The sequence below is a fragment of the Bradyrhizobium sp. SK17 genome (genome assembly GCF_002831585.1).
GTDB lineage: Bacteria > Pseudomonadota > Alphaproteobacteria > Rhizobiales > Xanthobacteraceae > Bradyrhizobium.
In genome coordinates, this window is record NZ_CP025113.1 from 1,351,135 (window position 1) to 1,376,049 (window position 24,915).

The 24,915-nt window shown below is 65.1% G+C and carries 25 protein-coding genes and 1 tRNA gene; 7 read left to right on the plus strand and 19 right to left on the minus strand.

Going from position 1 to position 24,915, the window contains the following annotated elements:
• Positions 1-210 precede the first annotated feature (210 nt).
• Positions 211-1,902 (minus strand): diguanylate cyclase domain-containing protein, encoded by a 1,692-nt coding sequence (locus tag CWS35_RS06240; RefSeq protein ID WP_100951340.1) that lies wholly within the window; start codon positions 1,900-1,902, stop codon positions 211-213.
• Positions 1,903-2,010: 108 nt separating this feature from the next.
• Here CWS35_RS06240 and CWS35_RS06245 point away from each other — a divergent pair, with 108 nt between their 5' ends.
• On the plus strand, positions 2,011-2,730 hold the full coding sequence (locus tag CWS35_RS06245) for a YggS family pyridoxal phosphate-dependent enzyme (RefSeq protein WP_100951342.1): 720 nt from the start codon (positions 2,011-2,013) through the stop codon (positions 2,728-2,730).
• Positions 2,731-2,897: 167 nt separating this feature from the next.
• Here CWS35_RS06245 and CWS35_RS06250 read toward each other — a convergent pair whose 3' ends face one another.
• A complete protein-coding gene (locus CWS35_RS06250) occupies positions 2,898-3,683 on the minus strand; it encodes a 2-keto-4-pentenoate hydratase (RefSeq protein WP_100951344.1) in 786 nt (261 codons plus the stop codon).
• Between the two features lie 94 nt (positions 3,684-3,777).
• On the minus strand, positions 3,778-4,326 hold the full coding sequence (locus tag CWS35_RS06255) for a L,D-transpeptidase (RefSeq protein WP_100951346.1): 549 nt from the start codon (positions 4,324-4,326) through the stop codon (positions 3,778-3,780).
• 233 nt (positions 4,327-4,559) lie between these two features.
• Here CWS35_RS06255 and CWS35_RS06260 point away from each other — a divergent pair, with 233 nt between their 5' ends.
• Together CWS35_RS06260 and CWS35_RS06265 are read left to right on the plus strand one after the other, a co-directional pair.
• Positions 4,560-5,246, plus strand: a complete 687-nt coding sequence (locus CWS35_RS06260) for a response regulator transcription factor (protein ID WP_016841446.1) — start codon at positions 4,560-4,562, stop codon at positions 5,244-5,246.
• A 57-nt stretch (positions 5,247-5,303) separates the two neighbouring features.
• On the plus strand, positions 5,304-5,744 hold the full coding sequence (locus tag CWS35_RS06265; protein ID WP_024583088.1) for a cyclic nucleotide-binding domain-containing protein: 441 nt from the start codon (positions 5,304-5,306) through the stop codon (positions 5,742-5,744).
• A gap of 166 nt (positions 5,745-5,910) precedes the next feature.
• Here CWS35_RS06265 and CWS35_RS06270 read toward each other — a convergent pair whose 3' ends face one another.
• The 6 genes from CWS35_RS06270 to CWS35_RS39955 all read right to left on the minus strand — a co-directional run bounded on the left by CWS35_RS06270 (position 5,911) and on the right by CWS35_RS39955 (position 12,864).
• Positions 5,911-6,726: an exodeoxyribonuclease III gene (locus tag CWS35_RS06270; RefSeq protein WP_024583089.1), complete on the minus strand. Its 816-nt coding sequence runs from the start codon at positions 6,724-6,726 to the stop codon at positions 5,911-5,913.
• A 69-nt stretch (positions 6,727-6,795) separates the two neighbouring features.
• Positions 6,796-7,614, minus strand: coding sequence for an outer membrane lipoprotein carrier protein LolA (locus CWS35_RS06275; RefSeq protein ID WP_029879651.1), 819 nt, complete (start codon positions 7,612-7,614; stop codon positions 6,796-6,798).
• A 100-nt stretch (positions 7,615-7,714) separates the two neighbouring features.
• Positions 7,715-10,195: a DNA translocase FtsK gene (locus CWS35_RS06280; protein ID WP_100951348.1), complete on the minus strand. Its 2,481-nt coding sequence runs from the start codon at positions 10,193-10,195 to the stop codon at positions 7,715-7,717.
• A gap of 16 nt (positions 10,196-10,211) precedes the next feature.
• Positions 10,212-11,438: an aminotransferase class I/II-fold pyridoxal phosphate-dependent enzyme gene (locus tag CWS35_RS06285; protein WP_100951350.1), complete on the minus strand. Its 1,227-nt coding sequence runs from the start codon at positions 11,436-11,438 to the stop codon at positions 10,212-10,214.
• A 652-nt stretch (positions 11,439-12,090) separates the two neighbouring features.
• Positions 12,091-12,164: transfer RNA gene (locus CWS35_RS06290), tRNA-Ser, on the minus strand.
• Positions 12,165-12,255: 91 nt separating this feature from the next.
• Positions 12,256-12,864, minus strand: a complete 609-nt coding sequence (locus CWS35_RS39955; protein WP_100951352.1) for a hypothetical protein — start codon at positions 12,862-12,864, stop codon at positions 12,256-12,258.
• Positions 12,865-13,065: 201 nt separating this feature from the next.
• On the opposite strand from CWS35_RS39955, the gene CWS35_RS06300 reads away from it, so the two are divergent.
• Together CWS35_RS06300 and CWS35_RS06305 are read left to right on the plus strand one after the other, a co-directional pair.
• Positions 13,066-13,488, plus strand: coding sequence for an NUDIX domain-containing protein (locus CWS35_RS06300; RefSeq protein ID WP_245438886.1), 423 nt, complete (start codon positions 13,066-13,068; stop codon positions 13,486-13,488).
• 146 nt (positions 13,489-13,634) lie between these two features.
• Positions 13,635-14,408, plus strand: a complete 774-nt coding sequence (locus tag CWS35_RS06305; protein ID WP_024583094.1) for a GGDEF domain-containing protein — start codon at positions 13,635-13,637, stop codon at positions 14,406-14,408.
• Between the two features lie 67 nt (positions 14,409-14,475).
• Here CWS35_RS06305 and CWS35_RS06310 read toward each other — a convergent pair whose 3' ends face one another.
• From CWS35_RS06310 to CWS35_RS06345, 8 genes are all read right to left on the minus strand, one after another.
• Positions 14,476-14,880 carry a GFA family protein gene (locus tag CWS35_RS06310; protein ID WP_100951356.1) on the minus strand — a complete coding sequence of 135 codons (405 nt, stop codon included), beginning with the start codon at positions 14,878-14,880 and terminating at the stop codon, positions 14,476-14,478.
• A 212-nt stretch (positions 14,881-15,092) separates the two neighbouring features.
• Positions 15,093-16,541 (minus strand): ammonium transporter, encoded by a 1,449-nt coding sequence (locus CWS35_RS06315; RefSeq protein ID WP_024583096.1) that lies wholly within the window; start codon positions 16,539-16,541, stop codon positions 15,093-15,095.
• 39 nt (positions 16,542-16,580) lie between these two features.
• Entirely contained in the window at positions 16,581-16,919 is a 339-nt protein-coding gene (locus CWS35_RS06320; RefSeq protein WP_024583097.1) for a P-II family nitrogen regulator, read from the minus strand.
• A 316-nt stretch (positions 16,920-17,235) separates the two neighbouring features.
• Positions 17,236-17,838 carry an ATP-dependent Clp protease proteolytic subunit gene (locus CWS35_RS06325; RefSeq protein WP_024583098.1) on the minus strand — a complete coding sequence of 201 codons (603 nt, stop codon included), beginning with the start codon at positions 17,836-17,838 and terminating at the stop codon, positions 17,236-17,238.
• A 49-nt stretch (positions 17,839-17,887) separates the two neighbouring features.
• Positions 17,888-18,241, minus strand: a complete 354-nt coding sequence (locus CWS35_RS06330; protein ID WP_024583099.1) for an SRPBCC domain-containing protein — start codon at positions 18,239-18,241, stop codon at positions 17,888-17,890.
• Complete coding sequence (locus tag CWS35_RS06335; RefSeq protein WP_024583100.1) at positions 18,238-18,552, minus strand: helix-turn-helix transcriptional regulator; 315 nt, start codon at positions 18,550-18,552, stop codon at positions 18,238-18,240. Before CWS35_RS06335 ends, CWS35_RS06330 begins: the two co-directional genes overlap by 4 nt.
• Before the next feature lie 112 nt (positions 18,553-18,664).
• The gene (locus tag CWS35_RS06340) at positions 18,665-19,942 is read right to left on the minus strand and encodes an ammonium transporter (protein ID WP_245438888.1); all 1,278 of its coding nucleotides are present in this window, start codon (positions 19,940-19,942) and stop codon (positions 18,665-18,667) included.
• Between the two features lie 137 nt (positions 19,943-20,079).
• On the minus strand, positions 20,080-20,418 hold the full coding sequence (locus CWS35_RS06345; protein WP_024583102.1) for a P-II family nitrogen regulator: 339 nt from the start codon (positions 20,416-20,418) through the stop codon (positions 20,080-20,082).
• Between the two features lie 307 nt (positions 20,419-20,725).
• On the opposite strand from CWS35_RS06345, the gene CWS35_RS06350 reads away from it, so the two are divergent.
• Positions 20,726-21,616, plus strand: a complete 891-nt coding sequence (locus CWS35_RS06350) for a DUF4339 domain-containing protein (protein WP_024583103.1) — start codon at positions 20,726-20,728, stop codon at positions 21,614-21,616.
• Positions 21,617-21,619: 3 nt separating this feature from the next.
• Here the strand turns inward: CWS35_RS06350 and tesB are convergent, their stop codons facing one another.
• Positions 21,620-22,480, minus strand: a complete 861-nt coding sequence (gene tesB / locus CWS35_RS06355) for an acyl-CoA thioesterase II (protein ID WP_100951358.1) — start codon at positions 22,478-22,480, stop codon at positions 21,620-21,622.
• A gap of 214 nt (positions 22,481-22,694) precedes the next feature.
• Between tesB and CWS35_RS06365 the strand changes: the two genes are divergently transcribed.
• The gene (locus CWS35_RS06365) at positions 22,695-23,915 is read left to right on the plus strand and encodes a ubiquinone biosynthesis hydroxylase (protein ID WP_100951360.1); all 1,221 of its coding nucleotides are present in this window, start codon (positions 22,695-22,697) and stop codon (positions 23,913-23,915) included.
• An 18-nt stretch (positions 23,916-23,933) separates the two neighbouring features.
• Here the strand turns inward: CWS35_RS06365 and CWS35_RS06370 are convergent, their stop codons facing one another.
• Positions 23,934-24,854 carry a S9 family peptidase gene (locus tag CWS35_RS06370; protein WP_100951362.1) on the minus strand — a complete coding sequence of 307 codons (921 nt, stop codon included), beginning with the start codon at positions 24,852-24,854 and terminating at the stop codon, positions 23,934-23,936.
• Positions 24,855-24,915: the final 61 nt, after the last annotated feature.

Here is a 24,915-nt window from a genome sequence, read left to right on the forward strand (position 1 = left end):
GCCAGACCACGCGGTCCGGCGACGTCGACGAGAAACATCGGCACATCTTCAATGACGCAAGGGTACATCAGCTATACTTTTGATAGCAATACGTCCGGCGCGGCGGCTGGGTGATATTGATCAATTTCGGGCAAGGGCGCTGATCATGGGTAGCGCCAAACCGTGCGGCCGGCGGCCTCGGGGGGCGGCCGCGCGGTGTAGCAGTCAACCTCAGCTCGCCAGCGCCATGCCGGCTTCGTCCAGCGTCTGCAGGAAGCCGTGCTCGATCACGGCATTCCTGCCACGGCGCTTGGCGGCGTAGAGGGCGGCGTCGGCGGCTTCGATCAGGTCGCCGGGGCGCTGGGTGTCGTTCGGTTTCGTCGTCGCGACGCCGACGCTGACGGTGACGACGCCATGGCTCGAGGGCGCGTGCGGCACGGCGAGGCCGAGCACCGCCGTGCGCACGGTCTCGCCGATCGCGAGCGCATGCGCGGCGTCGGTGTTCGGCAGCAGCAGGCAGAACTCCTCGCCGCCATAGCGGCCGGCGAAGCCCATGGTGTCGGCAGCGATCCCCGCCAGCGTCGCGCCGATCCGCGTCAGGCAGGCGTCGCCCTCGGGATGACCGTAGGTGTCGTTGTAGAGCTTGAAGTGATCGACATCGATCATCATCAGCGACAGCCCGCACTCATACTGCTGCGCCCGCAGCCACTCGAAGTCGAGCCGGCTCTGGAAGCCGCGCCGGTTGGCGAGGCCGGACAGCGCGTCGATCGAGGCCATCACGGTGAGGCGGTCATTGGACTCGACCAGCTCGCGCTCGCGCTGGCTGAGCTGCGCCGCCATCGCGTTGAAGGCGCGTGCCAGCGGCACGAATTCCGCCGGCAGCTTGTGCTTGGCGACGCGGGCCGACCAGTCGCCCTCGCCGAACCGCCGCGCCATGCCGGTCATCAGCTCGATCGGATGGATGACGAGCCGCTCCGCGCCAACCAGGGCACCGAGCAGAACGAACAGGCAGACGAAGCCGAGTTGCAGATAGGCGGTGCGGATCTCGCGGTTGATTGCCGCCGTCACCTTGGCCTCGTCCATGCTGACGATCAGGCGGGACTGGGTGCCGGCGATGCGCGCGAAGCTCAGCGTGCGCTGTCCGCCGTCGACGCCGGTGAACGACACCGAGCCGGACGGTTCGTCGTAGCTCAGGGCCTTCTCGGCAATCGCCGCCATCAGCGGGATGGTGTCGAGCGAACGGCCGATCAGGCTCGCCTGATCGGTCGGGGCGGCGATCACGACGCCGGTGCTGTCGACGAGAACGGCTGCCATGCCGGGCTGGCCGCCGAGATTGGCCATGATCTGCGACAGCCAGTCGATGTTGATGCCGGCGACCACGACCGAATCCAGCTCCGGATTGATCGCTGCCACCGGATAGGCGGCCATCATCATCGGGCGGCCATTGGTCTTGCCGCGCAGATAGTCGCTGAACACGAAGCCGCGATTGTCCTGCGCCTTCTTGAAATATTCGCGGTCGCCGAGATCCATCCCGACCTGCATGTTGAGCGTGGAGCACTGCACCAGCCCGTCCCTGGAGACGAACATGATGCTGCGGATCCAGGGCAGCACGGTCGGCAGGCTGGCGCGCAACACCTCGCAGCTCTGCGCTATGCCGCCGGAGGCGCGGATATAGGCGGCCGATTTCAGCATGGTCTCGACCGAGGAGACCACTTCGCGCTGGGTCTCGGCGGCGTGCGCGGTCAAATTGGCATAGCCTGCCGCGGCCTGCGCGATCTGCGAGGTGCGGAAATTCTCCAGCGTGCGCACGCGATCGAGCATCAGCGGTGCGACCAGCATGACCGCAAGCAAGGCCAGCCGGGCACGGATGCCCAGAACCTTCTTGAGTCTGACGCGATTGCGGTTGAAAGTGACGCCCGACATTCTGATCCCTTGCCCGTGTGCAGGGTAGGATGAAGGGCTTCAAAAAGCCTTTCCCGAATTTGGTAAAATTCGAGCCAACCCCCGCATCTGTCTGAGAACGGCACAAGCATGACCCAAAGCCCGAGCACGCCGTTACCGGCTGATTCACCACACGCCCCCGCAACGGCCGGCCTCGCCGCCGTGGAGAATGAGATCGCGCAGGCCTGCAAGGAAGCCCGGCGCGAGCGCGGTTCGGTGACGCTGATCGCGGTGTCCAAGACCTTCGCAGCCGACGCGATTTCGCCTGTTATCGCCGCCGGACAGCGCGTATTCGGCGAGAATCGCGTGCAGGAAGCCAAGGGCAAGTGGCCGGCGCTGGTTCAAGCGAGCCCCGATGTGAAGCTGCATCTGATCGGGCCGTTGCAGTCGAACAAGGCCAAGGAAGCCGTCGCGCTGTTCGACGCGATCCATTCGGTCGACCGCGCCAGCATTTGCGAAGCGTTAGCCAAGGAAATCAAATCCCAGCAGCGGCTGCCGGACCTGTTCGTCCAGATCAATACCGGCGAGGAGCCGCAGAAGGCCGGCGTCGCGCCGCAGGACGCCGACGCCTTCATCGCGGCGTGCCGCGATACCTATGGTCTCGCGATCTCCGGGCTGATGTGCATCCCGCCGGTCGACCAGGCGCCGGCGCCGCATTTCGCGCTCTGCGCCAAGATCGCCGCGCGCAACGGGCTGAAGCATCTCTCGATGGGCATGAGCGCCGATTTCGCCGTGGCGATCGCGATGGGCGCGACCCATGTGCGGGTCGGCTCGGCGATCTTCGGGACGCGGACGGTGCCCCACAACTAACGCGAAGCGTGCCGCATAACCAATGTCGTCCCGGCGCAGGCCGGGACCCATACGCCGCGGCCTTCGTAAAGGGCACGCGGCTAGCCAATGCGCGACAACCGAGTTCAGTGGTAATGGGTCCCGGCCTGCGCCGGGACGACATTGGTTTGTGCCGCGAGAGCTGCGCTTTAAGCGAACTTCACCGACACCTTTCCGATCGCGCCGAAATCCGCTGCGAACACGTCGCCGGCCTGGATCGGCAGCGGCGGGTGGCAGGTGCCGGTGGTGACGACTTCGCCTGCGTGCAGGGTGATGCCGAGCGCGCGCAGTTCGTTGGCGCACCAGGCCAGCGCCACGCGGGGATCGCCGAGCACGTTCTTGCCGTGGCCGGCGTAGCGCTCGCCGCGCAGCGTGATGGCCGGGCGCTCTTCGACCAGATCGATCGCGCGCCAGTCCGCCGAGGTCGCAGGTCCAAGCACGAACCGATGCGCGCAGGCATTGTCGGCGATCAACTGGGCCTCGCCGGCGGAGACGAAATCGGCGAACCGTGAGTCCGGAATCTCGATCGCCGGATGCAGCGTGGCGACCGCCTCCAGCACCTCCTGCACGCTGTAGGGCGTGGTGCGCGGCACCAGATCGCGCGCCATGCGGAAGGCATATTCCGGCTCGCCGACCCGCATCTCATTGCCCTTCATCGACGCGGTGCCGCCATCGACGATGACCGTTTCGGCGAGGATCCGTCCGGCCAGCGGCCCCGCGACATTGATGTGCTTCTGGCCGGCGGCGCTGGTCGCCGCGATCTTCCAGCCGAACAGTTTTTCACGCGACGTTTTCCCGAGCGCGGCCTGCACCGCGTAACCCTCGGCGCGGTCGCGCGGCCGCATCGCGCCATCGAGCGCGTCGAGTTTCGTTCCGGCGTGCCAGTGGTCGGTCAGGACCTTTGCGGCGGCGGTGATCTGGTTGGTGTCGAGCATGCTGGTTTGCTCCCGCGGGAATTATTCTTGGTTGGGTGCGATCTCAACACAAACGCGCAGCGCCTGTCGCGTGGGAAAACCGCTGCCCTGCCATCTACTCGATGATGATCCTTGTCTTCGGCGACATCCGCCGCAACAGCCGCAGCATCGACGCCTTGGTCATCGAGACGCAGCCCGCGGTCGGGCCGAAATTGGGCCGCGCCAGATGCAGGAACACGGCGCTGCCGCGGCCGGCGATGCGCGGGGCGGCGTTGTGGTCGATCTCGACGATGAAGTCGTAGAGATGGTCCTCGCGGGTCAGGCGGTCGCCGGCCTGCTCGCGGCCGAGCCGGATCGGCTGGTTGTAATGCCGGTCGGCCGGATCCTCGCACCAGGCGTCCTCGCGGCGGATCGGTCGGGTCGGCAGCAAGGTGGTGGGCCGCCGGTGCCGGTCGGCGCGCCACCAGAGTTGCCGCGGATGGAAGATGCCGCGCGGGGTGCCGCCGTCGCCTTCGCGCTTGTTGGCGAGGATTCCGCCGCGACCGAGCGCCACGGGGACGGTCCAGCCGGCGGCCGTCAGCCAGCCCCGGCGCGGATCACCGGCGGCGCTGCGGACCTCGATGGCGGAGAGCGGGCGATCACGTTTGGCTGTCGTATAAGTGATTGAAATAGCTTATCTTCCTTTAAGAATCGTTCCAGACTGAACTTGCCTTGGATGCCCCAAACATTCTATTCCCCGGCATTACAGGACATTCACGTCCTGCCCTGCTCGATTTGAGGTAGACTGGCCCGCCTTGTGAATCGGTAACAATCGCCTAACTGAGCACATATCTAGCCGATGTTACGGCCGTAAGCGCCCTCCGCTTCCGACCGCCCTGCCCCCGAAGGATTGTACCTATGGCCAATGCCCGCAAGATCTTGATCGTGGATGACGATACCGATCTGCGCGATACGCTGGTCGAGCAGCTGTCCCTGCACGAGGAATTCGAGGCCTCCGCAGTCGACACCGGCGCCAAGGGCGCCACTGCCGCCAAAGCCAATTCCCCCGATCTGGTCCTGATGGATGTCGGCCTGCCCGACACCGACGGCCGCGAAGTGGTCCGCTCGCTTCGCAAGGGCGGCTTCAAGGCGCCGATCATCATGCTGACCGGCCACGACACCGATTCCGATACCATCCTGGGGCTGGAAAGCGGCGCCAACGACTATGTCGCCAAGCCCTTCCGCTTCGCGGTGCTGCTGGCCCGGATCCGCGCTCAGCTCCGCCAGCACGAAGCCAGCGAGGACGCGGTGTTCTCGGTCGGTCCCTACTCGTTCCGGCCCGGCTCCAAGATGCTGACCGGCGCCAATGCCAGGAAGGTGCGGCTGACCGAAAAGGAAACCGCGATCCTGCGCTTCCTCTACCGCGCCGGCCAGATGCCGGTGTCGCGCGAGACCCTGCTCCAGGAAGTCTGGGGCTACAATTCCGGCGTCACCACCCACACGCTGGAAACCCACATCTACCGCCTGCGCCAGAAGATCGAGAAGGACGCCGCCAACCCGGAAATCCTGGTCACGGAAGCCGGTGGCTACAAGCTGGTGCCGTGATACGCTTCGCGCTCAACGATTCGTGAAATCGAGGCGCACCGCGGTTACCGGCCCTGAATGTCGATCGATGATGACGTAGCCCTGCTCGAGCGGGTCCCGACGATGCGTCTGTTGGGCGACAGCTCGCTGCGCATGCTGGCGATCGGCTCCGAGCAGCGCGATTTCAACGCCGGCGACGTGCTGTTCAAGGCCGGCGACGCCGCGGACGCCGGCTATGTCGTGCAGCGCGGCACTTTCCGTGTCGAGGAAGGCGGCGCCGAGATCATCGCCGGTCCGGGCGCACTGATCGGCGAGCTTGCATTGATCGTCGCGATGAAGCGGCCGTCGACCGCGACCGCGCTGGAGCGCGGCAGCGTGATCCGCGTCGCGCGCAGCCTGTTTCAGCGCGTGCTGGAAAGCGACCCGCCCGCCGCGCGCCGGCTGCGCGACGAACTCGCGCTGCGCACCAGCCAGCTCGCGAGCGACATTTTGATGGCGGGCGGGAAGCTGAGTACGTAACTGCCGCCCTCGTTGGCCGACAGTTCTCTGATCCGTCACCCTGAGGAGCGCGCTCCCGCGCGCGTCTCGAAGGGTCGACGGCCACCAGCCGGGCCGGGCATCCTTCGAGACGCGCTACGTGCTCCTCAGGATGACGGATAACAACCCCAGGGGTCGCAGCCGCGCGTTACACCTCCATCACCGCCGTCACCGGCACGTGATCCGAAGGGCGCTCCCAACTGCGGGCGTCGCGGGTGATTTTGAAATCGCTGACGTGATCCTTCAGCGCGCGCGAGACCCAGATGTGATCGAGCCGGCGGCCGCGATCGCCGACGGTCCAGTCCGCGGCGCGATAGCTCCACCAGGTGTAGACCTTCTCCGACATCGGGATCCGCTCGCGCGCGACGTCGAACCATTCGCCATGCGCCTGCGCCGCGAGCAGCTTCTCGGTCTCGATCGGCGTGTGCGAGACCACCTTCAACAGCTGCTTGTGCGACCACACGTCGTGCTCATGCGGCGCGACGTTGAGGTCGCCGACCAGGATGTGGCGGTCATCGCCGCGCGGATGCAGCGGCTCGCAGCTCTTCATCTCGTCGAGGAATTGCAGCTTGTGCTCGAACTTCGGGTTGAGCGCGGGATCGGGAATGTCGCCGCCGGCCGGCACGTAGAAATTATGCAGCACCAGCGGCTTTGAAAGCTGCGCCTTCTCGCCGAAGGAGACCGAGATGTGCCGCGAGTCGATCTTGTCGCAGAACGTCCTGATGTCGGTAGACTCGAACGGCAGGCGCGAGACGATGGCGACGCCGTGATAGCCCTTCTGCCCGTTCAGCGCGACGTGCTCGTAGCCGAGCCGCTTGAAGCGCTTCAGCGGAAACGCATCGTCGATGCATTTGGTCTCCTGCAGGCACAGCACGTCCGGCCGGGCGCTCTTCAGGAATTTGGCGACGATGTCGATGCGCAGGCGCACCGAGTTGATATTCCAGGTGGTGATGGAGAACCGCATGAGAGCTGCGTCTTACACGGTTCTCAGTGCGGATTTCAATTGTCCACAGCCGGGGAATCGCTGGTCCCGCTATCCCGGCGAGGTGCCCGGATAGGTCGTGAAGTCGATCTTGAACAGCGACGGATCGGGCTTCTGGGTGGCGTCGAGATTGTACACCGCGACCGTGGTGTCGTAGCCCTGCGGATCGGTGACGGTCCACTGCTTGAGCTTGCCGTCCTTGGCGCCGATCATCAAAAGGAAGCGGCTGGTGCCGACCAGCGCCTGCTTCTCCTCGATCGTGATGCTGACGAACACGTCGTCGGCGGTGACGCTGATGACGTTGGTGTCCTTCATCAGGTCGATGCGGTCCGACAGCAGATAGCGCAGCGGGGTCTGCGACAGCGGGTAGACGTCCTGGGTGGCGAGCCTGCGGTCGCGCACCGCGACCGAGGAGCCGTCGGCGATCACCTCGATGGTGCTCGGATCGTCATATTCGAAGCGCAGCTTGCCGGGCTTCTGGATGTAGAAATCGCCCTTGGTCTTGGTGCCGTCGGGGCCGACCTGGACGAAATTCCCGACCAGCGTTTGCAGCGACGACAGATAGGCCGAGACCTTGGCGGCCTGCGCCTTCTGGTTGGCGTCGAAGGTCTGGAAGATGTTGGCGGGCACGTTGCGGCGCGGATCGGGAATCACCGGATTCGGCGGTGCCTGGGTGGCGCCGGTGGTCGTCGGGCCCTTGTCCGCGTTGCTCTGCGCGCCGGCGTCCTTGGCCTTCGGCGCAGTCTTCGCGGCACCATTGGGCGCGGATTTCGGCGGCGTGTTCTGCGCCGTCGCGGCGCCGGCGATCGCGGCGGTGACGAGGAAAGCCAGCGCGATGCGCGTGCCGCGGTCAATGAGTTGATTTGCCATCAGATATGTCAGGTCTCTGTTCGACGCTCGTCCCGCTTGGCCGGATTCTATCCCGCCTCTTCCGAGGGAGATATGGTTTTTCCGTGATGATCGCTCCCGATCAGAACTGGCCCTCTTCCTCCGCAACCAGGATTTCGCGCTTTCCGGCGTGATTCGCTGGTCCCACGATGCCTTCGAGTTCCATCCGTTCCATCAGCGAAGCGGCGCGGTTGTAGCCGATCTGGAGCCGGCGCTGGATGTAGGAGGTCGACGCCTTGCGGTCGCGCTTGACGATCGCAACCGCCTGCGAGAACAGATCGCCGCCGCCGTCGCCACCCATGCCGGTAGCGTCGAACACCGCGCCGTCCTCGTCGGTCGGCTCTTCCGCAGTGACGGCTTCGAGATATTCCGGCTGTCCCTGCGTCTTGAGGTGACGCACCACCTTCTCGACTTCCTCGTCGGATGCGAACGGGCCGTGCACGCGGCTGATGCGGCCGCCGCCCGCCATGTAGAGCATGTCGCCCTGGCCGAGCAACTGCTCGGCGCCCATCTCGCCCAGGATGGTGCGGCTGTCGATCTTCGACGTCACCTGGAAGGCGATGCGGGTCGGGAAGTTCGCCTTGATGGTGCCGGTGATGACGTCGACCGACGGACGTTGCGTCGCGAGGATCACATGCAGGCCGGCGGCGCGCGCCATCTGCGCCAGGCGCTGCACCGCGCCTTCGATGTCCTTGCCGGCGACCATCATCAGGTCGGCCATCTCGTCGACGATGATCACGATGTAGGGCAGCGGCTCGAGATCGAGCTTCTCTTCCTCGTAGATCGCCTTGCCGGTCTCCTTGTCGAAGCCGGTGTGCACCGTGCGCGTCAGTTCCTCGCCCTTGCCCTTGGCTTCGACGAGACGCTGGTTGTAGCCGTCGATATTGCGGACGCCGAGCTTGGCCATCCGCTTGTAGCGCTCTTCCATCTCGCGCACGGCCCATTTCAGCGCGACCACCGCCTTCTTCGGATCGGTGACGACAGGCGTCAACAGATGCGGGATGCCGTCATAGACCGAAAGTTCGAGCATCTTCGGATCGACCATGATCAGCCGGCACTGGTCCGGCCGCAGCCGGTAGACCAGGCTCAGGATCATGGTGTTGATCGCGACCGATTTGCCGGAGCCGGTGGTGCCGGCGATCAGCATGTGCGGCGTGCGCGCGAGGTCGATGATGACGGGATCGCCGCCGATCGTCTTGCCGAGGCAGAGCGGCAGCTTGGCGACCGAATCGACGCTCTCCTTGGCCACCAGCAGCTCGCGCAGATAGACCTTCTCGCGATGCGCGTTCGGCAGCTCGATGCCGATCGCGTTGCGGCCGGCGACGACGGCGACGCGTGCCGACAGCGCGCTCATCGAGCGCGCGATGTCGTCGGACAGTCCGATCACGCGCGACGATTTGATGCCCGGTGCGGGCTCCAGCTCGTACAGCGTGACCACCGGGCCCGGATTGGCCTTGACGATCTCGCCGCGCACACCGAAATCCTGCAACACGCCTTCGAGCGAGCGCGAATTGGTTTCGAGCTCGGCCTTGCTCAGCGGCTGGCGATCGCTGGCCTTCGGCGCGCTGAGCACCGACACCGACGGCAGCTCGAACTTGTCGGAATTCTTCTTCTTCGGCTTCGGCTCGGCCTTCTTGCGCGGCGCGCGGGCGACGGGAGCTTGCTCCTCCTCGTCCTCTTCTTCCTCGTCGTCGCCGGGCTCTTCGGCGTCATCCTCGTCGTCGTGATCGTCATGCGCGGGCGCGATCGAGGGCGCCGCGCGGCCGCTGCCGATATTCGGCTCCTGGCGCTCGAACGCGCCAGCGCGGCCCTGCGATCCGCTCGAGACCAGCGACTTGTAGGCTGATGTGAACAACCAGCCGAGCCGCGCCTTCGCGCTCATCAGGGCGTGGAACAGCCAACCCAGCGAGACCGAGCTGCGATCCTCGTCCTCCTCGACGAACGGCTCGTCGTCATCGGCGATCGGCGTCAGCTCCGGATCGCGCTCCTTGGCGCCCCAGCCGCAGGCGAACAGGAAGGTCACGGCCATCGCCGCGAACAGGATCAGCCCCAGCACCACCCGATAGATGAAGCCGGGCGGCCCGAACACCACGGCCGGCGTCCGCAGCAGCGCGTCGCCGACCACGCCGCCGAGCCCGGTCGGCAGCGGCCATGCGATGTTGTGTGGCCAGCAACTGGCAAAGCCCGCCGCGATCACCGTGCACAGGATCCAGCAGCCGAGCCGCAGCGCCTCGCGGTCGAATGGACGGTGCGTCAGCATCCGCCAGCCCCACACCGCGACCGGCAGCAGCAACATGATCGAGCCGAGACCGAGGATCTGCATCAACAGGTCGGCGCCGATCGCGCCGGGGTAGCCGAGCACGTTGCGGATCGCGCGCGAGGTGGCGTGGCTCAGCGACGGATCCTGCACCGACCAGGTCATCAGCGCGGCAGTGATGGCGCCCGACAGCGCGATCAGGCCGAGCCCGGTCAGTTCGCGCAGCCGTCGCGCCAGCGCCTCGCGCAACGAGAGCGGCAAATGGCCGACCAGGGGGATGACACGTTCGATCGCTGGCATACTCAATCTTCGCGCTTCGCGATTAACCCAGGGTTTCGACCAGGCGATGCATCGCCTCGGCCGTCGATTCACTGTCGGAGACCAGCGCAAGCCGGATATAGCCCGCGCCCGGATTGGAACCGTCGTTCTGCTCGCGCGCCAGATAGCTGCCGGGAATCACGCGAACGCCGGCGTCGCGATACAGCCTCACCGTCGTCGCCTCGTCGCCGCCGCGATCGGAAACGTCGAGCCAGACGCAGAACCCGCCGGCCGGCCGCTTGTAGCCGTAGCGGCTGCCGAGGATCTGGTCGGCGAGATCGAACTTGATGCGATAGAGCCTGCGGTTCTCCTCGACATGCGCCTCGTCGCCATAGGCGGCGACCGCGACATGTTGCAAGGGCACCGGCACCTGAGGTGCCGCGACATTGCGCAGCTCGAGGAACGCGGCCATGAACTTCCGGTCGCCGGCGGCGAAGCCGACCCGCATGCCCGGCAGGTTCGAGCGCTTCGACAGCGATTGGAACGCGACCACGTTGGTGAAGTCGGGGCCGGCACATTCCAGCATGCTGCCCGGCGCTTCGCGGGTGTAGATCTCCGAATAGCACTCGTCGCTCAGGATCATGAAGCCATGGCGATCGGCGAGCTGCTTCAGCCGCGTGAAATAGGCGCGCGAGGCGACCGAGCCCTGCGGATTGGCAGGCGAGGCCAGGAAGAACGCCACGGTGCGCGCCAGCGTCGCCTCGTCGATCGAATCGAGATCGGGCAGGAAGCCGTTGCTGAGCGTGGTCGGTAGATAGATCTGCTCGCAGCCGGCGGCGCGAGCGCCGGCGCCATAGGCCGGATAGAACGGATTCGGCATCAGCACCGCCGGCCGGCCCTTGCGCGGCGCGACGTAGCGGGCCGCGGCGATCGCGGCGAAGAACAGCCCCTCGCGGCTGCCGTTCAGCACCATCACCTCGCTCTCCGGATCGAGCGGACGCGGCAATTGGAACCGGCTCGACAGCCAGGTCGCGGCCGCGCGGCGGAACGGCTCGATGCCCTTGGCCATCGGATAGCGGCCGAAATCGGCGGTGAATTTCGACAGCACCGGCCCGACGAAGTCAGGCACCGGGTGCTGCGGCTCGCCGACCGATAGCGTAATCAATGGCTTAGCCGGCTGGTACGGCGCCAGCAGCTCGGTGGTCCGCACGAATGGGGAACGCTCGGCCTGGCCGGCGGATGCGACATCGCCGGCGCCCTGCGCCAAGCCGGATGAGGCGGTCATTGCCATGGTTGAAATGCCAGCACTTTCACTGCGGTCGGGGTTGAGGGGCGCCGACCGTAAACCGATCAAGTCACCATAGATAGGGCGAGGTTAAGACGCGATTAACCATCGGCGCCGGGCACGATCGGCCGGCGCGTGATATCAGCGCTGGTAATGCGTCAGTTTGAAAATTCTGGCCCAATCCTCGTCGGGGATGGCTCGTCTTCCGAAGTGGATGCCAGCGAGATCGCGTTCGGGGTCCGCGTATTCAGCGCAGCTTGGGCAGTAGTTGTGCCACCCGTTCTCGCGCTTACGGTTGTCCCAGCTTTCTGCGCGACTGATGTAGTTGACGGCTTGATGGAATGATCGGAGTCCAGTGTGGACCGTAGCGCCACACTCGCCGTCGCAATAGGCGACGTATTTCCCCCTTCTTGCCTAAACATTTCTCCCTCCGGTTAGCCGATTTAGGAGAGCGGCCAGATGGGAGCACTTCTCGACGGCAGCTTGTTCATGGAGAACAAACCAGAACCTGTTGTAGTTTTCGTCAAGCAAAAGTTCAGTTTGAAATTATTGATGGTTTTGTAGGTCGCAAAATCCTACGGCTTAAGCCGTTGATTCGTTTAGTATTTTAATAGCTCACCCCCTTGAAAAAGCTACGCATTCTCCTACAATAAAGGCGTGCACCGGACTGGGCTCGAACCAGCGACCCCCCGTTTAGCAGACAGGCGCTCTATCCAGCTGAGCTACCGATGCACGCAGGCAGAAGGAAGTCCGGCGGGGCGCTACTCCCGCCGGTCGTCGTGATCAGAACTAGCTGGTGTCGTGCACGGCTCGGCCCTCCTAGTTACTTGAGTAGATCGAGAAGACCCGGCGGTGGATCGCCGGGTTTTTTCGTATCCGCAGGAATCTGCGGCACGAAAAACCATACGTGCCCCAAGCGGCGCACTAGTCCCTTCTTGAGAAGTCGGTACAGCGTCATACCGACGGTTTTCTCATGAATTTCAATATTATAAGTCTGCTGGATATAATCGCGCAGCGGCGCGGCCTTTGAGCCATCGGCTGCGGCTTCTTGCAGCCGCTCTAGCAGAATCTCTTGGATGGTCGGCATCTGCGGCTTCGGCGGCAATCCGTGTCCGGCCTCGCCTTCGGTTGAGCCCTCAGCCTGCTCGAGCGTGGCCGTACGGGGCACGAAGCCCTCCAGCTTGAGCACCTCGAAAACGCGCTCACGGTACTTTTCCATGAGGGCGGTCCACGCCTCATCGGTCTCGATGTCACAGCCAAATATCCTCAACGACGCTTCGCAGGTCGCGATGATCCTGCTCTCCTCTTTGATCTCGGCTTTCGCCTGCTCGATGACCTTCTCAGCGGCATGCCTGCGGAAATAGGCGCGCGCATGCTTGACCATGATGGCCAGCACACCCGCGTCATCAAGAGAATCGGTGGTAAATGTCATGGGTTTGATATATCGCACAATCCGCGTTCCTAAGCAATCTGAATTAGGAAGCTGATTGCTTATCACCGATTCCCACGAACTAATGCCGGTCGCGGGCGATCTATCGGCGCTCTTCGGAGGATAGTTTGCGGGCGCCGGCCTTTCCGCACATCTTGCCACCGCCGCGCCGTCAGGGCGCTCATCATCACCGGCGAACGCGAAGTGCTGTTGTTGCGGATTCGTCCGCCACATGGCGGCGACACCTTCTGGGTTGCTCCGGGCGGTGGCATCGAGGGTGACGAGACGCCTGAAGCGACGCTGCGGCGGGAATTGGCCGAGGAAGTCGGGTTGACCGCGTTCGCGCACGGTCCTGTCGTCTGGCGGCGCCATCACACCTTCAATTGGGGCGGCCGGCGGTTCTCCCAGAAGGAAGAGTACCGGATCGTTCACGCTGACCGATTCGAGCCTGTGATGGCCGACCAGGCCGAAGCGGCGGTGCTCGACTGCTTCCGCTGGTGGCCGATCGCCGAGCTGTCCGGCGCGGAGGAGCGGCTGACGCCGCTGTCGCTCGCCGCGATTCTCGAGCGCTATTTGCGCGACGGCGCGCCGGCCGAAATTCCGGACGAGGAAGTCCTGATCGACTGACCGCGATCGCCGCGCGCCGTCGCGCATTTGAGCGATCGGCTTTACCGGCCATTAACGCCAGCGCGCGCTGCCTCGGTTCCTTCAGCAATTGGCAACACCGCCCGGATCAAGGATTCCAGGGATCACCGGGGCGTGCGCAGACTGAGATGACCATCAAGATCGAGACCCGCGCCGATGTCCTGCGCCGTACCGGCAAGGTGATGGCGATCGCCGCGCTCTCGACCGCGGTGATGTCGTTCACGATGGGCATGCTGGTGTTCGGCCGCAGTCTCGCGGCGCCGATCACGGTCGGCCAGATGCAGCTGTTCGGGCTCACCGCCGGGGTCTTCATCTCGATCGCGCTCAGCGGTGCGATGTCCTGGCGCGCCGGCCTGTTGATGCTGGAGCTCGCGCAGACCCGGCGCGAGCTCGCCTTGATGTCGCAGACCGACCAACTGACCGGCCTGTTGAACCGGCGCGGCTTCGATGCCGAGGCGGCCGCCGCTCTCGACCAGGCGCAGACAGACGGTGCGTCGGCGGCGGTGCTGATGTGCGACATCGATCATTTCAAGTCGATCAACGACCGCTACGGACACGAGATCGGCGACAAGGTGCTGGTCGAGATCGCCGACGTGCTGCGCCAGTTCGCGGTCCGGCACGGCGCGCTGGTCGCCCGCTACGGCGGTGAGGAATTCGCGGCGGTGCTGACCGGCCTGAGCCACGAGCAGGCCGCGCATGGCGCCGAACAAATCCGCCGCGATTGCGCCGAAAGAACCATCCTCGACGGCGTCACCCAATTGCCGGTGACGATCAGCATCGGCTTCACCGTCAGGCAAAGCGGTTTCGATCTCGGCGGCCTGATGCGCACCGCCGACCAGGCGCTCTACATGGCCAAGCGCCACGGCCGCGACCGCGTCGAACACGCGCGGGATGCGGCGTGATTCCCAAAGACCGGTAGCCCGGATTGCGCTGCACTCCGTCCGGACTACCCAATCAATGCGCGGCGCCTTACCGCGCCGGCAGCTTGTCGAATGACGGCTTGCCTTCGGGCACGTGGTGGAAGAGCTGCTTGTCGCAGGTGTAGATCGTCATCTGCGGGGTGAACACGCTGGGGTCGTCGAAGGTGCCGACCTTCAGGATCGTGGCGGGCAGGCCGGGCACCTTGGTCACCAGATGGGTGCCGCATTCCGGGCAGAATTCGCGGGTCACGGCGCGCTCGAGATCCTTGCGCGTGAATTGCTTGGGCTCGCTCGCGGTATATTTGAAGCCGGTGGTCGGCATCGCCATGAACATGTTCGGTCCGCCGCCGGTGATGTACTGGCATTCGCGGCACAGGCATTGCGCCGCCATCATCGGTTCGCCCTCGGCCTCATAGCGCACGTTGCCGCAATAGCACTTGCCTTGCACCTTCATGACGTCCTCCCGTTTTTGTTGTCGGTTTCGTTGTTTGTCGCCCGCCATTCCACAATGGCAGGCAATTCCGACATTATTTTCTCAAGCCGCAAAAAAAGAAAGGGGCTCCAACTTGCGCTGGAGCCCCTCAACGGCCCGGACATTGCCGGGTATGTGCCCGGACCGTAGTTCTGGGAACGACCGCTTGGGGAGGTCGCGCCCCGGGAGAACCCTTACATGTTGTAGGCGCGCTCGGTGTGCTCGGTGATGTCGAGGCCTTCACGCTCGGTCTCGACATTGGCGCGCAGGCCGACGATCACGTCGACGACCTTGTAGAGGATCGCCGAGCCGATGCCGGACCACACCAGCGTGGTGCCGACGCCCCAGCACTGCGAGATCATCTGCGCAGCGAAGTCGTAATCGGCGACCTTCGGCGGGATCGCGGTGTAGTCGATGATGCCCGCACCACCGAGCGCCGGGTTGACCAGGATGCCGGTGCCGAGCGCGCCGACGATGCCGCCGACGCAGTGGACGCCGAACACGTCGAGCGAGTCGTCATAGCCGAGCGCGTTCTTCACCACGGTGCAGAAGAACAGGCAGACCACGCCGACCACGAGGCCGAGCACGATGGCGCCCATCGGACCGGCGAAGCCGGCCGCCGGCGTCACCGCGACGAGGCCCGCGACCGCGCCCGAGAGCGCGCCGAGCAGCGAGGGATGGCCCTTGATGATCCACTCCGCGAACATCCACGACAGCGCCGCCGCGGCGGTTGCCACGAAGGAGTTGGTCATGGCGAGCGCAGCGCCGCCATTGGCTTCGAGGTTGGACCCGGCGTTGAAGCCGAACCAGCCGACCCAGAGCAGCGAGGCGCCGATCATGGTCATGGTCAGCGAGTGCGGAGCCATCAGCTCCTTGCCGTAGCCGGTGCGCTTGCCGATCAAGAGCGCGCCGACCAGGCCGGCGATGCCGGCGTTGATGTGCACGACGGTGCCGCCGGCGAAGTCGATGGCGCCCTTCTTGAAGATCCAGCCCGCGTCGGCGTTGATCTCGTCGAGCTTGGCCTGCGCCGCGGTCTTGGCCGCGCCGTCAGCCGCGGCGGCGAGCGCCTTGGCGGCATCCTGGATCGCGTCCGGGCCCGGCCAGTACCAGACCATGTGTGCGATCGGGAAATAGATCAGCGTCACCCAGAGCGGGATGAACAGCGCGATCGCCGCGAACTTCATCCGCTCGGCGAAGGCGCCGACGATGAGGGCCGGCGTGATCGCCGCGAAGGTCATCTGGAAGCACATATAGATGAGCTCCGAGATGTTGGCGTCGACCGAGAAGGTCGCCGCCTTCGAGTCCGGGGTGACGCCCATCAGGAAGGCCTTGGAGAAGCCGCCGATGAAGTCGGAGCCGCCGGTGAAGGCGAGGCTGTAGCCGTAGAGGGCCCAGAGCACGGTGACGAGGCAGACCGTGTAGAACACCTGCGCCAGCACTGAGAGCATGTTCTTGGAACGGACCAGGCCGCCATAGAACAGCGCGAGGCCGGGGATGGTCATCAACAGCACCAGCACCGTCGAGGTCAGCATCCAGGCGTTGTCGCCCTTGTTGACGGTTGGCTCGGCGTAGGCGGCGGTCGCGGCGAACAGGCCGACTGCAAGGGCCGCCAGTCCCGCGCCATAGGGACGCTTGAACGTCATGTTATTTCACTCCTGAGGTCTTAAGGTTTGAGCGCGAAATCAGAGGGCCGCAGCATCGGCCTCGCCGGTGCGGATGCGCACGGCGTGCTCGAGGCTGATGACGAAGATCTTGCCGTCGCCGATCTGTCCGGTCTTGGCGGCGGAGGTGATGGCGTCGATGGTCTTGTCGACCTGATCGGAGTTGACTGCGACTTCGATCTTGATCTTGGGCAGGAAGCTCACCGCATATTCGGCGCCGCGATAGATTTCCGTGTGGCCCTTCTGACGGCCGTATCCCTTGACTTCCGTCACCGTGAGACCGTGAACGCCAATGGCGGTCAGGGCGTCACGGACCTCTTCCAGCTTGAATGGCTTAATGATCGCCATAACAATTTTCATGAGTCCTATCCCCGCTTGGGCCCGGCGCGAACGAACGCCGGGAGTTTCGACTGAGGTTCACCACGCGGAGGACTTCCACTACGCGGGCACAGCCGGGACCCTTAGAATCAAATGCCGTGCCAACCGGCCGGAGTTCGCTAATGGATTATGAATCCGAATATTTTCCCGCATTGCGGGAGGCGCGCAGCCCTGCGCTATTCCGCCGCGCCTAAAATCTAATCAGACTGGCTCAATTCGTGAGCAAGCCAGGGTCCGGACACAATTCTGCTCAGCAGGGGAGCAGCAGTAGGTATTTAGATGGGGTGATGCTGGGCCATTAGGCGGCGTCGCGTGCCGCAAACACCTTGTCGATCAGCCCCCATTCCAGCGCCTGCTGGGCTGACATGAAGTGATCGCGGTCCAGCGTCCGCTCGACGTCGGCTTCGGAGCGCCCGCAGTGCTGGGCATAGAGCCGGATGATGCGCCGCTTGGTCTCCTGGATCTCGGTGGCGTGGATCAGGATGTCGGTGGCCTGGCCCTGAAAGCCGCCGAGCGGCTGGTGGACGTGGAGGCTGGCATTGGGAAGCGCGGCGCGGTGCCCGGGCTCGCCGGCCATCAGCAGGAACGAGCCCATGGACCGCGCGGTGCCCATGCACAGCGTGTGAACCGGCGCCTTGATGAACTGCATGGTGTCGTACATCGCAAGTCCGCTGGTGATCACGCCGCCATAGGAGTTGATGTAGAGGTTGATCGGCTTGTTCGGGTTGTCCGCCTCCAGGAACAGCAATTGCGCGCACACCAGTCCGGACATCGCGTCGTTGACCTCGCCGTTCAGGAAGATGATCCGCTCGCGCAACAGCCTCGAATAGATGTCGAACGAGCGTTCGCCGCGGGTGGATTGTTCGACGACCATGGGGACGAGCTGCATCATGTCGCGCATCGGCGACCTCCATTCTGGCAGGTGATGACGTCTCGGATGAAGTTCGCGATCAGGCCGCGCGCATCACGGTGCGGTGGTTGCCGTTGGCTGGCTGCGGCTGTTTTTCCCTGATGTCGCAGGCTTGCTGGATGATGCGAAACCTGGTGCCGCCGGCCTCGTTCGGCTCGATCCGGAAGGTGACATGGCTTTCGCGAAATGGCGGTTCGGGCTCGCGGAGCCGGTATCGCACCTCTTCGCCTGTGATCGTTGCTTCCGGCTCGGCGCCGGCGAGATCGGCATCCGGCAGCCAGCGTTCGCGCAGCGCCGGAATGGTGACCGCGCGCCATACTTTTTCAGGCGGCGCGTCGAGCTCGTATTCGATCACCAGGGTTGTGTCCGCATCAGGCTCGACCGTGTCGCTCATTGATCCATGTCCTTCAGCAGGTCGGAGAGCGCTTCGATGCGCTTCGGCCAATAGGCGCGGTACCGGGCGAGCCAGGTCCCGATGCTGGCGATGCCGTCGGGGTCGACCTCGTAATTGACGAAGCGGCCTTGCCGCTGCTCGCGCACCAGGCCGGCCGCGCGCAGCACCGCGAGATGCTGCGACATTGCCGGCTGGCTGATCTCAAGGCCATCGCGCAGCGCGCTGGCGTTGAGGCTGCCGCCCGCGAGCTTTTCGAACACCTTGCGGCGCGTCGGGTCGGCCAGTGCCTTGAAGATGTCGGCTTCGATCATGCCAACACATAAGCATACACTTATGTGTTGCGCAAGCCCGAACTGTTCCCAGGCCGCGCCGCGTGGGTGCTTTGCATGGGGTTGTTTTGCGGATTCGCCGTCGCGGCGATCGCTACTGCAACGCCTCGCCGTGCTGCGAGATGTCGAGACCCTCGAGCTCCTGCTGGGTCGAGACCCGCAGCGGCACGAAGGCCGAGACCAGCTTGAGCAGCACGAAAGTGACGACGCCGCACCAGAGCGCCGTAACGATGACGCCGTAGAGCTGGATCAGCAGTTGCTTCGGATTGCCTTCGAGCAGGCCGGAGGTGCCGCCGATCGCCGAGACTGCGAAAATGCCCGCGAGCAGGGTGCCGGTCAGGCCGCCGATGCCGTGCACGCCGAACACGTCGAGCGAGTCGTCATAACGGAAGCGATGCTTGAGCCAGGTACAGGCCCAGTAGCAGATCAGGCCGGCGAGGATGCCGATGATGACGCCGTGCCACGGCGCGACGAAGCCGGAGGCCGGGGTGATGGTGCCGAGCCCTGCGACCGCGCCCGAGATCATGCCGAGCACCGACGGCTTGCGGCGGGTTGCCCATTCGATCGCGCCCCAGGTCAGCGCGCCGGCGCAGGCTGCAAGATGCGTGGCGGTGATGGCAAACACGGCGCGCGAATTGGCCGCGAGCGCCGAGCCGCCGTTGAAGCCGAACCAGCCGACCCACAGCAGCCCGGTGCCGACCACCGCGAGCGACAGATCGAACGGCGACAGATTGTCATGGCCATAGCCGTGCCGGTTGCCCATCACCTTGGCCGCGACCAGCCCGCTGATGCCGGCGGACAGATGCACGACGAGGCCGCCGGCGAAATCCAGCACGCCCGCCGACGCGAGGAAGCCGCCGCCCCACACCCAATGGGCCAGCGGCACATAGGCGAAGATGAACCAGCCGATCGAGAACAGCACATAGGCCGAGAACCGCATGCGGTCGGCGACCGAGCCTGCGACCAGCGCCACCGTGATGATCGCGAACGTCATCTGGTACAGCATGAACAGCGCTTCCGGGATGGTCTTGGCCGCCGGATTGACGCTGTCCATGGTGATGCCGGCCAGGAACCAGCTGTCGAGCGAGCCGAGCCAGGGACCGTTGCCGACGAAGGTCAGCGAATAGCCGAAGGTGACCCAGAGGATCGAGATCAGCGCAACCGCGGTGAGGCTCTGCGCCATCGTCGCCAGCACGTTCTTCTTGCGCACCATGCCGGAGTAGAACAGCGCGAGCCCCGGGATCGTCATCATCAGCACCAGCGCGGTGGCGACGATCATCCAGGCGGTGTCGGCGGCGTTGATGCCGGGATTGGCAGCCGAATTGGCTGCGGCGTCTTGCGCGAAGGCCGGCGCAGCCTGCGCGAACAGCATTGCAGCAGTGATCGGCGCAGCTGAACTCGCTGCACGAAGAGCCCGTGCCCCCATCATCATTCCCCGGCGTGTCGCAGTTTTTGGTGCGGATTTTTTGCCGCGCACCGGCGTCGTTGCCGGCGGCGTTTTGATCAAGTTCAGAGCGCGTCGTTATCGGTCTCGCCGGTGCGAATGCGCAGGGCGTGGTCGATCGGCGTCACGAAGATCTTGCCGTCGCCGATCTGGCCGGTGCGGGCATGCTGGGTGATGACGCTGACCGCCTGCTCGGCGAGGTTGGAATCGACCGCGATCTCGATCCTGAGCTTGGGCAGGAAGTTCACGACATATTCGGCGCCGCGATAGATTTCGGTGTGGCCCTTCTGGCGGCCATAGCCCTTCACCTCGGTCACCGTCATGCCATGGACGCCGATCGCGGTCAGCGCCTGGCGTACCTCATCGAGCTTGAACGGTTTGATGATCGCGACGACGAGTTTCATGGTTCAGGCCTTCATTCCCTTGAGGTTTTCCGGGTGCGCCCGTCCCCGGAACGGCACCCACCGCCTCCAGAAGCGGCAATTTGCGATCTGGAGCCAGCGTTTTCGGGTCCGCCAAATCTGGCAGCTTTCTGGGCAAATGGCATAAAAAAGTTGCAGGTTGAAGGGGAAAACGTGCGCAGCGCATGAACTCCGTCACTGTACGGGACGACAACCGTCGGCCAGAATATGGCTTTCCCGCCCCGGCCAGCGGTCCTGCTGGCTCATTCTCGTCACAGCGCGGGCACCCGCGCCCCGAGGAAACAAGAAAATGTCGAACCGAAACTGGTTTTATGCATCCGACGGCCAGCAGAAGGGCCCCTTGCCGGAGGCTCAGCTCCGCGACCTGATCACCCGTGGCATGGTGCGGGCGGACACCCTGGTGTGGACCGAGGGCATGGCCGGCTGGCAGAAGGCCGGGGAGATTCCAGGCCTGGTTCCGAGCGCGGGCGCGCCGCCGGCGTTCCCGCAGGCCGGCGGACCGCCGCCGGTGGTGGCCTCCGGAAGCTATAGCGGAGGCGCGTTGTCGGCCGATTTCCCGATCTGGGGCCTGTTCGGACGCAGCCTCTTGATGTTCATCGGCCAGATCCTCGTGATCCCGGCGCCGTGGACCGCGACCGGCCTGTATCGTTGGGCCATCCCGTACATCCGCGTGCCGGGCCGCCCGAACCTCGGCTTCACCGGCCAGCCGCTCGACATCTGGTACGCCTTCATCGTGCTCGGTCTTCTGACCTATGCCGGAGTTGCCGACAGCAACATCGTCACGCTGCTCTCGCTGCTGTTGCAGGGCTTCCTGAGCTGGATGATCGTGCGCTGGATCATCGGCCGCCTCAGCTCCAACGGCGAGCAGCTGCCGATCTCGTTCAAGGGCAGCCCGCTGGTCTATGTCGGCTGGTACGTCCTGATGGTGATCGCGACCATCACCATCGTCGGCTGGGCCTGGGTGCTGACCGCCTGGATGCGCTGGATTTGCAGCAACATCGAAGGCACCCGTCGCGAGGTCTCCTTCAATGCATCCGGACTCGAGGTGCTGTGGCGGACCATCGTGACCTCGATCGCCTGCGCCTTCCTGATCCCGATCCCGTGGATGCTGCGCTGGTACGCCAACTGGTTCATCTCGCAATTCGCGCTGACCGAGCGCGGCGCCTACGCAGGTAGCTAAGAGCTATTTGCGTTCGCGCACCGAACCTTCTTGCGCGACGGACGCCACCAGCGTGCCGTCGGGCTTGAAGATCAGGCCGCGGGTCAGGCCGCGGCCCGACTGCGCGCTCGGCGAATCCTGCGAATAGAGCAGCCATTCGTCGGCGCGGAACGGGCGGTGAAACCACATCGCGTGATCGAGGCTCGCCGGCATCATGCGGCGATCGAACAGCGTGCGGCCGTAGCGCGCCATCACGGCATCGAGCAGCGAGAAGTCCGAGGCATAGGCCAGCGCGCACAGATGCAGCGCCGGATCGTCGGGCAGCTTCGCCGCGGTGCGGATCCAGACATGGATGCGGCCGTCGTCGATCTTCTGGCCGAAATAGCGGCCGAGCTCGACCGGGCGCAGCTCGATCGGCCGGTCGCTCTCGTAATAGCGGCGGATGAACTCCGGCATCTCCTTGAACATCGGCTGCTTCGAGACTTCCTCCGCGGTCAGCTTCTCCGGCGGCGGCACGTCCGGCATCTTCTCCTGGTGATTGAAGTTGCTCTCCTCGTCGGAATGGAACGAGACCATGATGGAGAAGATCGCGTTGCCGTGCTGGATCGCAGTGACGCGGCGGGTGGTGTAGCTCTTGCCGTCGCGCAGCCGCTCGACCTGGTAGATAATCGGGATCTGCGGGTCGCCGGGCAGGATGAAATAGCAATGGATCGAGTGCGGCAGCCGGCCCTCGACGGTGCGGCAGGCCGCGACCATGGCCTGGCCGATCACCTGGCCGCCGAACACGCGCTGCCAGCTCGTCTTCGGACTGTTGCCGCGGAACAAATTCACCTCGAGCTGCTCGAGATCGAGGATGGACAGCAGGTCGATCAGGCTCTTGGACATGGGGTGCTCTCTTTCGTCATTCCGGGGCTCGCGAAGCGAGAGCCCGGAATCCATTCATCCACGCAACATGCGGCTTGATGGATTCCGGGCTCTCGCTGCGCGTGTCCCGGAATGACGACCGTTGAATTATGGCCTTGTTTCTGCCCCCTGTTTCGCCCAGCTAATATCAGGTAGCAAGCACAGTCTGATGGCGTGAGGCGCGTAGGGAAAAGGCATGCCGGCACAGCGAAGTATTGTCATCTGCGGGGGTGCATTCGCCGGTCTGGCGCTGGCCGTGGCGTTGCGCCAGGGGCTGGGGCCGAACGTTCCGGTGATCGTGGCCGATCCGGCACTGAGCCAGCGCCCGAGCCGCGATCCGCGCGCGACCGCGATCGTGGCGGCCTGCCGGCGGCTGTTCGAGACCCTCGGCGTCTGGGGCCAGGTGGCGCCGACCGCGCAGCCGATCACCGACATGGTGGTGACCGACTCCAAGCTGGAGGACGCGACCCGCCCGGTGTTTCTGACCTTCGCCGGCAATGTCGAGCCCGGCGAGCCTTTCGCCCATATGGTCGAGAACCGCTATTTGATCGATGCGCTCGCGGCGCGGGCCGAAGCCGAAGGCGTCGAGCTGCGGGCGACCGCGGTGTCGAGCTTCGCCTCGCGGCCCGACGGCGTCAGCGTCACCTTGGCCGACGGCGCCGAGATCGATGCGAGCCTGCTGGTCGCGGCCGACGGCGCGCGCTCGAAGCTGCGCGAACGGGCCGGGATCGCGACCCATGGCTGGGACTATGATCAATCCGGCATCGTGGTCACGGTCGGGCATGAGCGCGAGCATCACGGCCGCGCCGAGGAGCATTTCCTGCCCGCGGGCCCGTTCGCGATCCTGCCGCTGACCGGCAACCGTTCGTCGCTGGTGTGGACCGAGACGCGCAAGGACGCCGCGCGCATCACGGCTTTGAGCGCCGAGGAATTCCACGCCGAGCTCGAGCAACGCTTCGGCCTGCATCTCGGCGAGATCAAGCCGCTCGACAAGCCGCGCGCGTTTCCGCTCGGCTATTTCGTCGCGCGCTCCTTCATCGCCGAACGGCTGGCATTGATCGGCGATGCCGCCCACGTGATCCATCCGATCGCGGGGCAGGGACTCAATATGGGCCTGAAGGATGTCGCAGCATTGGCAGAGGTCGTGGTCGACGCGGCGCGGCTCGGCATGGATCTCGGACAGGCCGACGTACTCGAGCGCTACCAGCGCTGGCGCCGCTTCGACACGATGGCGATGGGCGTTGCCACCAACGCGCTGAACTTTCTGTTCTCCAACGAATCGACATTGCTGCGCACCGTACGCGACATCGGTCTCGGCCTGGTCGATCGCGCGCCGCCGCTGAAGGGCATGTTCATCCGCCAGGCGGCGGGACTGTCGGGCGAGGTGCCGCGTCTGTTGAAGGGCGAGGCGCTGTAGTCCTCGCTGCGCTACGCATCAAGGGCGCTGCGCCGTGACGAACTCTGCCACTGCGTCGATCATATCGGGGTCGAGCGGCCGCTCTGGCTGATTGTAGCTCGCCATGTCCTCGGCCTGGTCGGTGACGTCGACCAGCAAATGATTCATGTCCGGCAGCCACAGCGATTTGGCTGCCACGTCGGCGGTGGTGAGCGCGAGGAAATCGAGCCGCGGCAGCTGGTGGTCGCGGCCGCCGGCGATGATCAGCGTCGGCCCGGTGATCTTCCGCATCGGATCGACCGGATCCTCGTTGAAGCCGGACGCCATTGCGGGCTGCATCGCCGGCGCGATCGCAAGCCCTGCCGGCGGCGGGTCGACGATCTGCCCGGCCATGATGTCATCGATGGCCTTGCCGATCGGCGCGAACTTGTCCGGCGGCCTCTGCTTCTCGAGCTGCGCCTTCAGCACGTCGCCCTGCTTGCGCGCGGCGGTCGCCAGCAGCACCAGCCGGTCGATCGGCACGCGTTGCGCCGCGAGGATCGCGACCAGACCGCCCTCGCTGTGTCCGACCACCGCAACACGGGAGAACTTGCCGCTGCCGCGCAGATAGTCGATCAGCGATGTCGCGTCGCCGACGAAGTCCTTGAAGCGGAAGTCCTCGGGACGGCCGAACTCCTTCTTCCATTCGCCGGCGCCGCGCTTGTCGTAGCGCAGCGTCGCGATGCCGCGCGCGACCAGTTGCTCGGAGAGTTTCTTCAGCGTCGCCGGCTTGAGCTGCGGCCCGTTGCCGTCATGGTCGGTCGAGCCGGAGCCGGCGATCAGCAGCGCCACCGGTGGCTTGGCGATGTCGGGCGGAACCGCCAGCACCGCGTCGATCGGGCCGATGCGCAATTTGCTCTCGTCGGCCGACGCGCTCGTCAGCGAAACGAGCAGCAGCAGCCATGTGCCGACGGCGCGCATGTGGTCCCCTTATCGGAGCATGGTCGAACGTTTCGCGTTTGTCGTGGGGAAAACTGTTTCA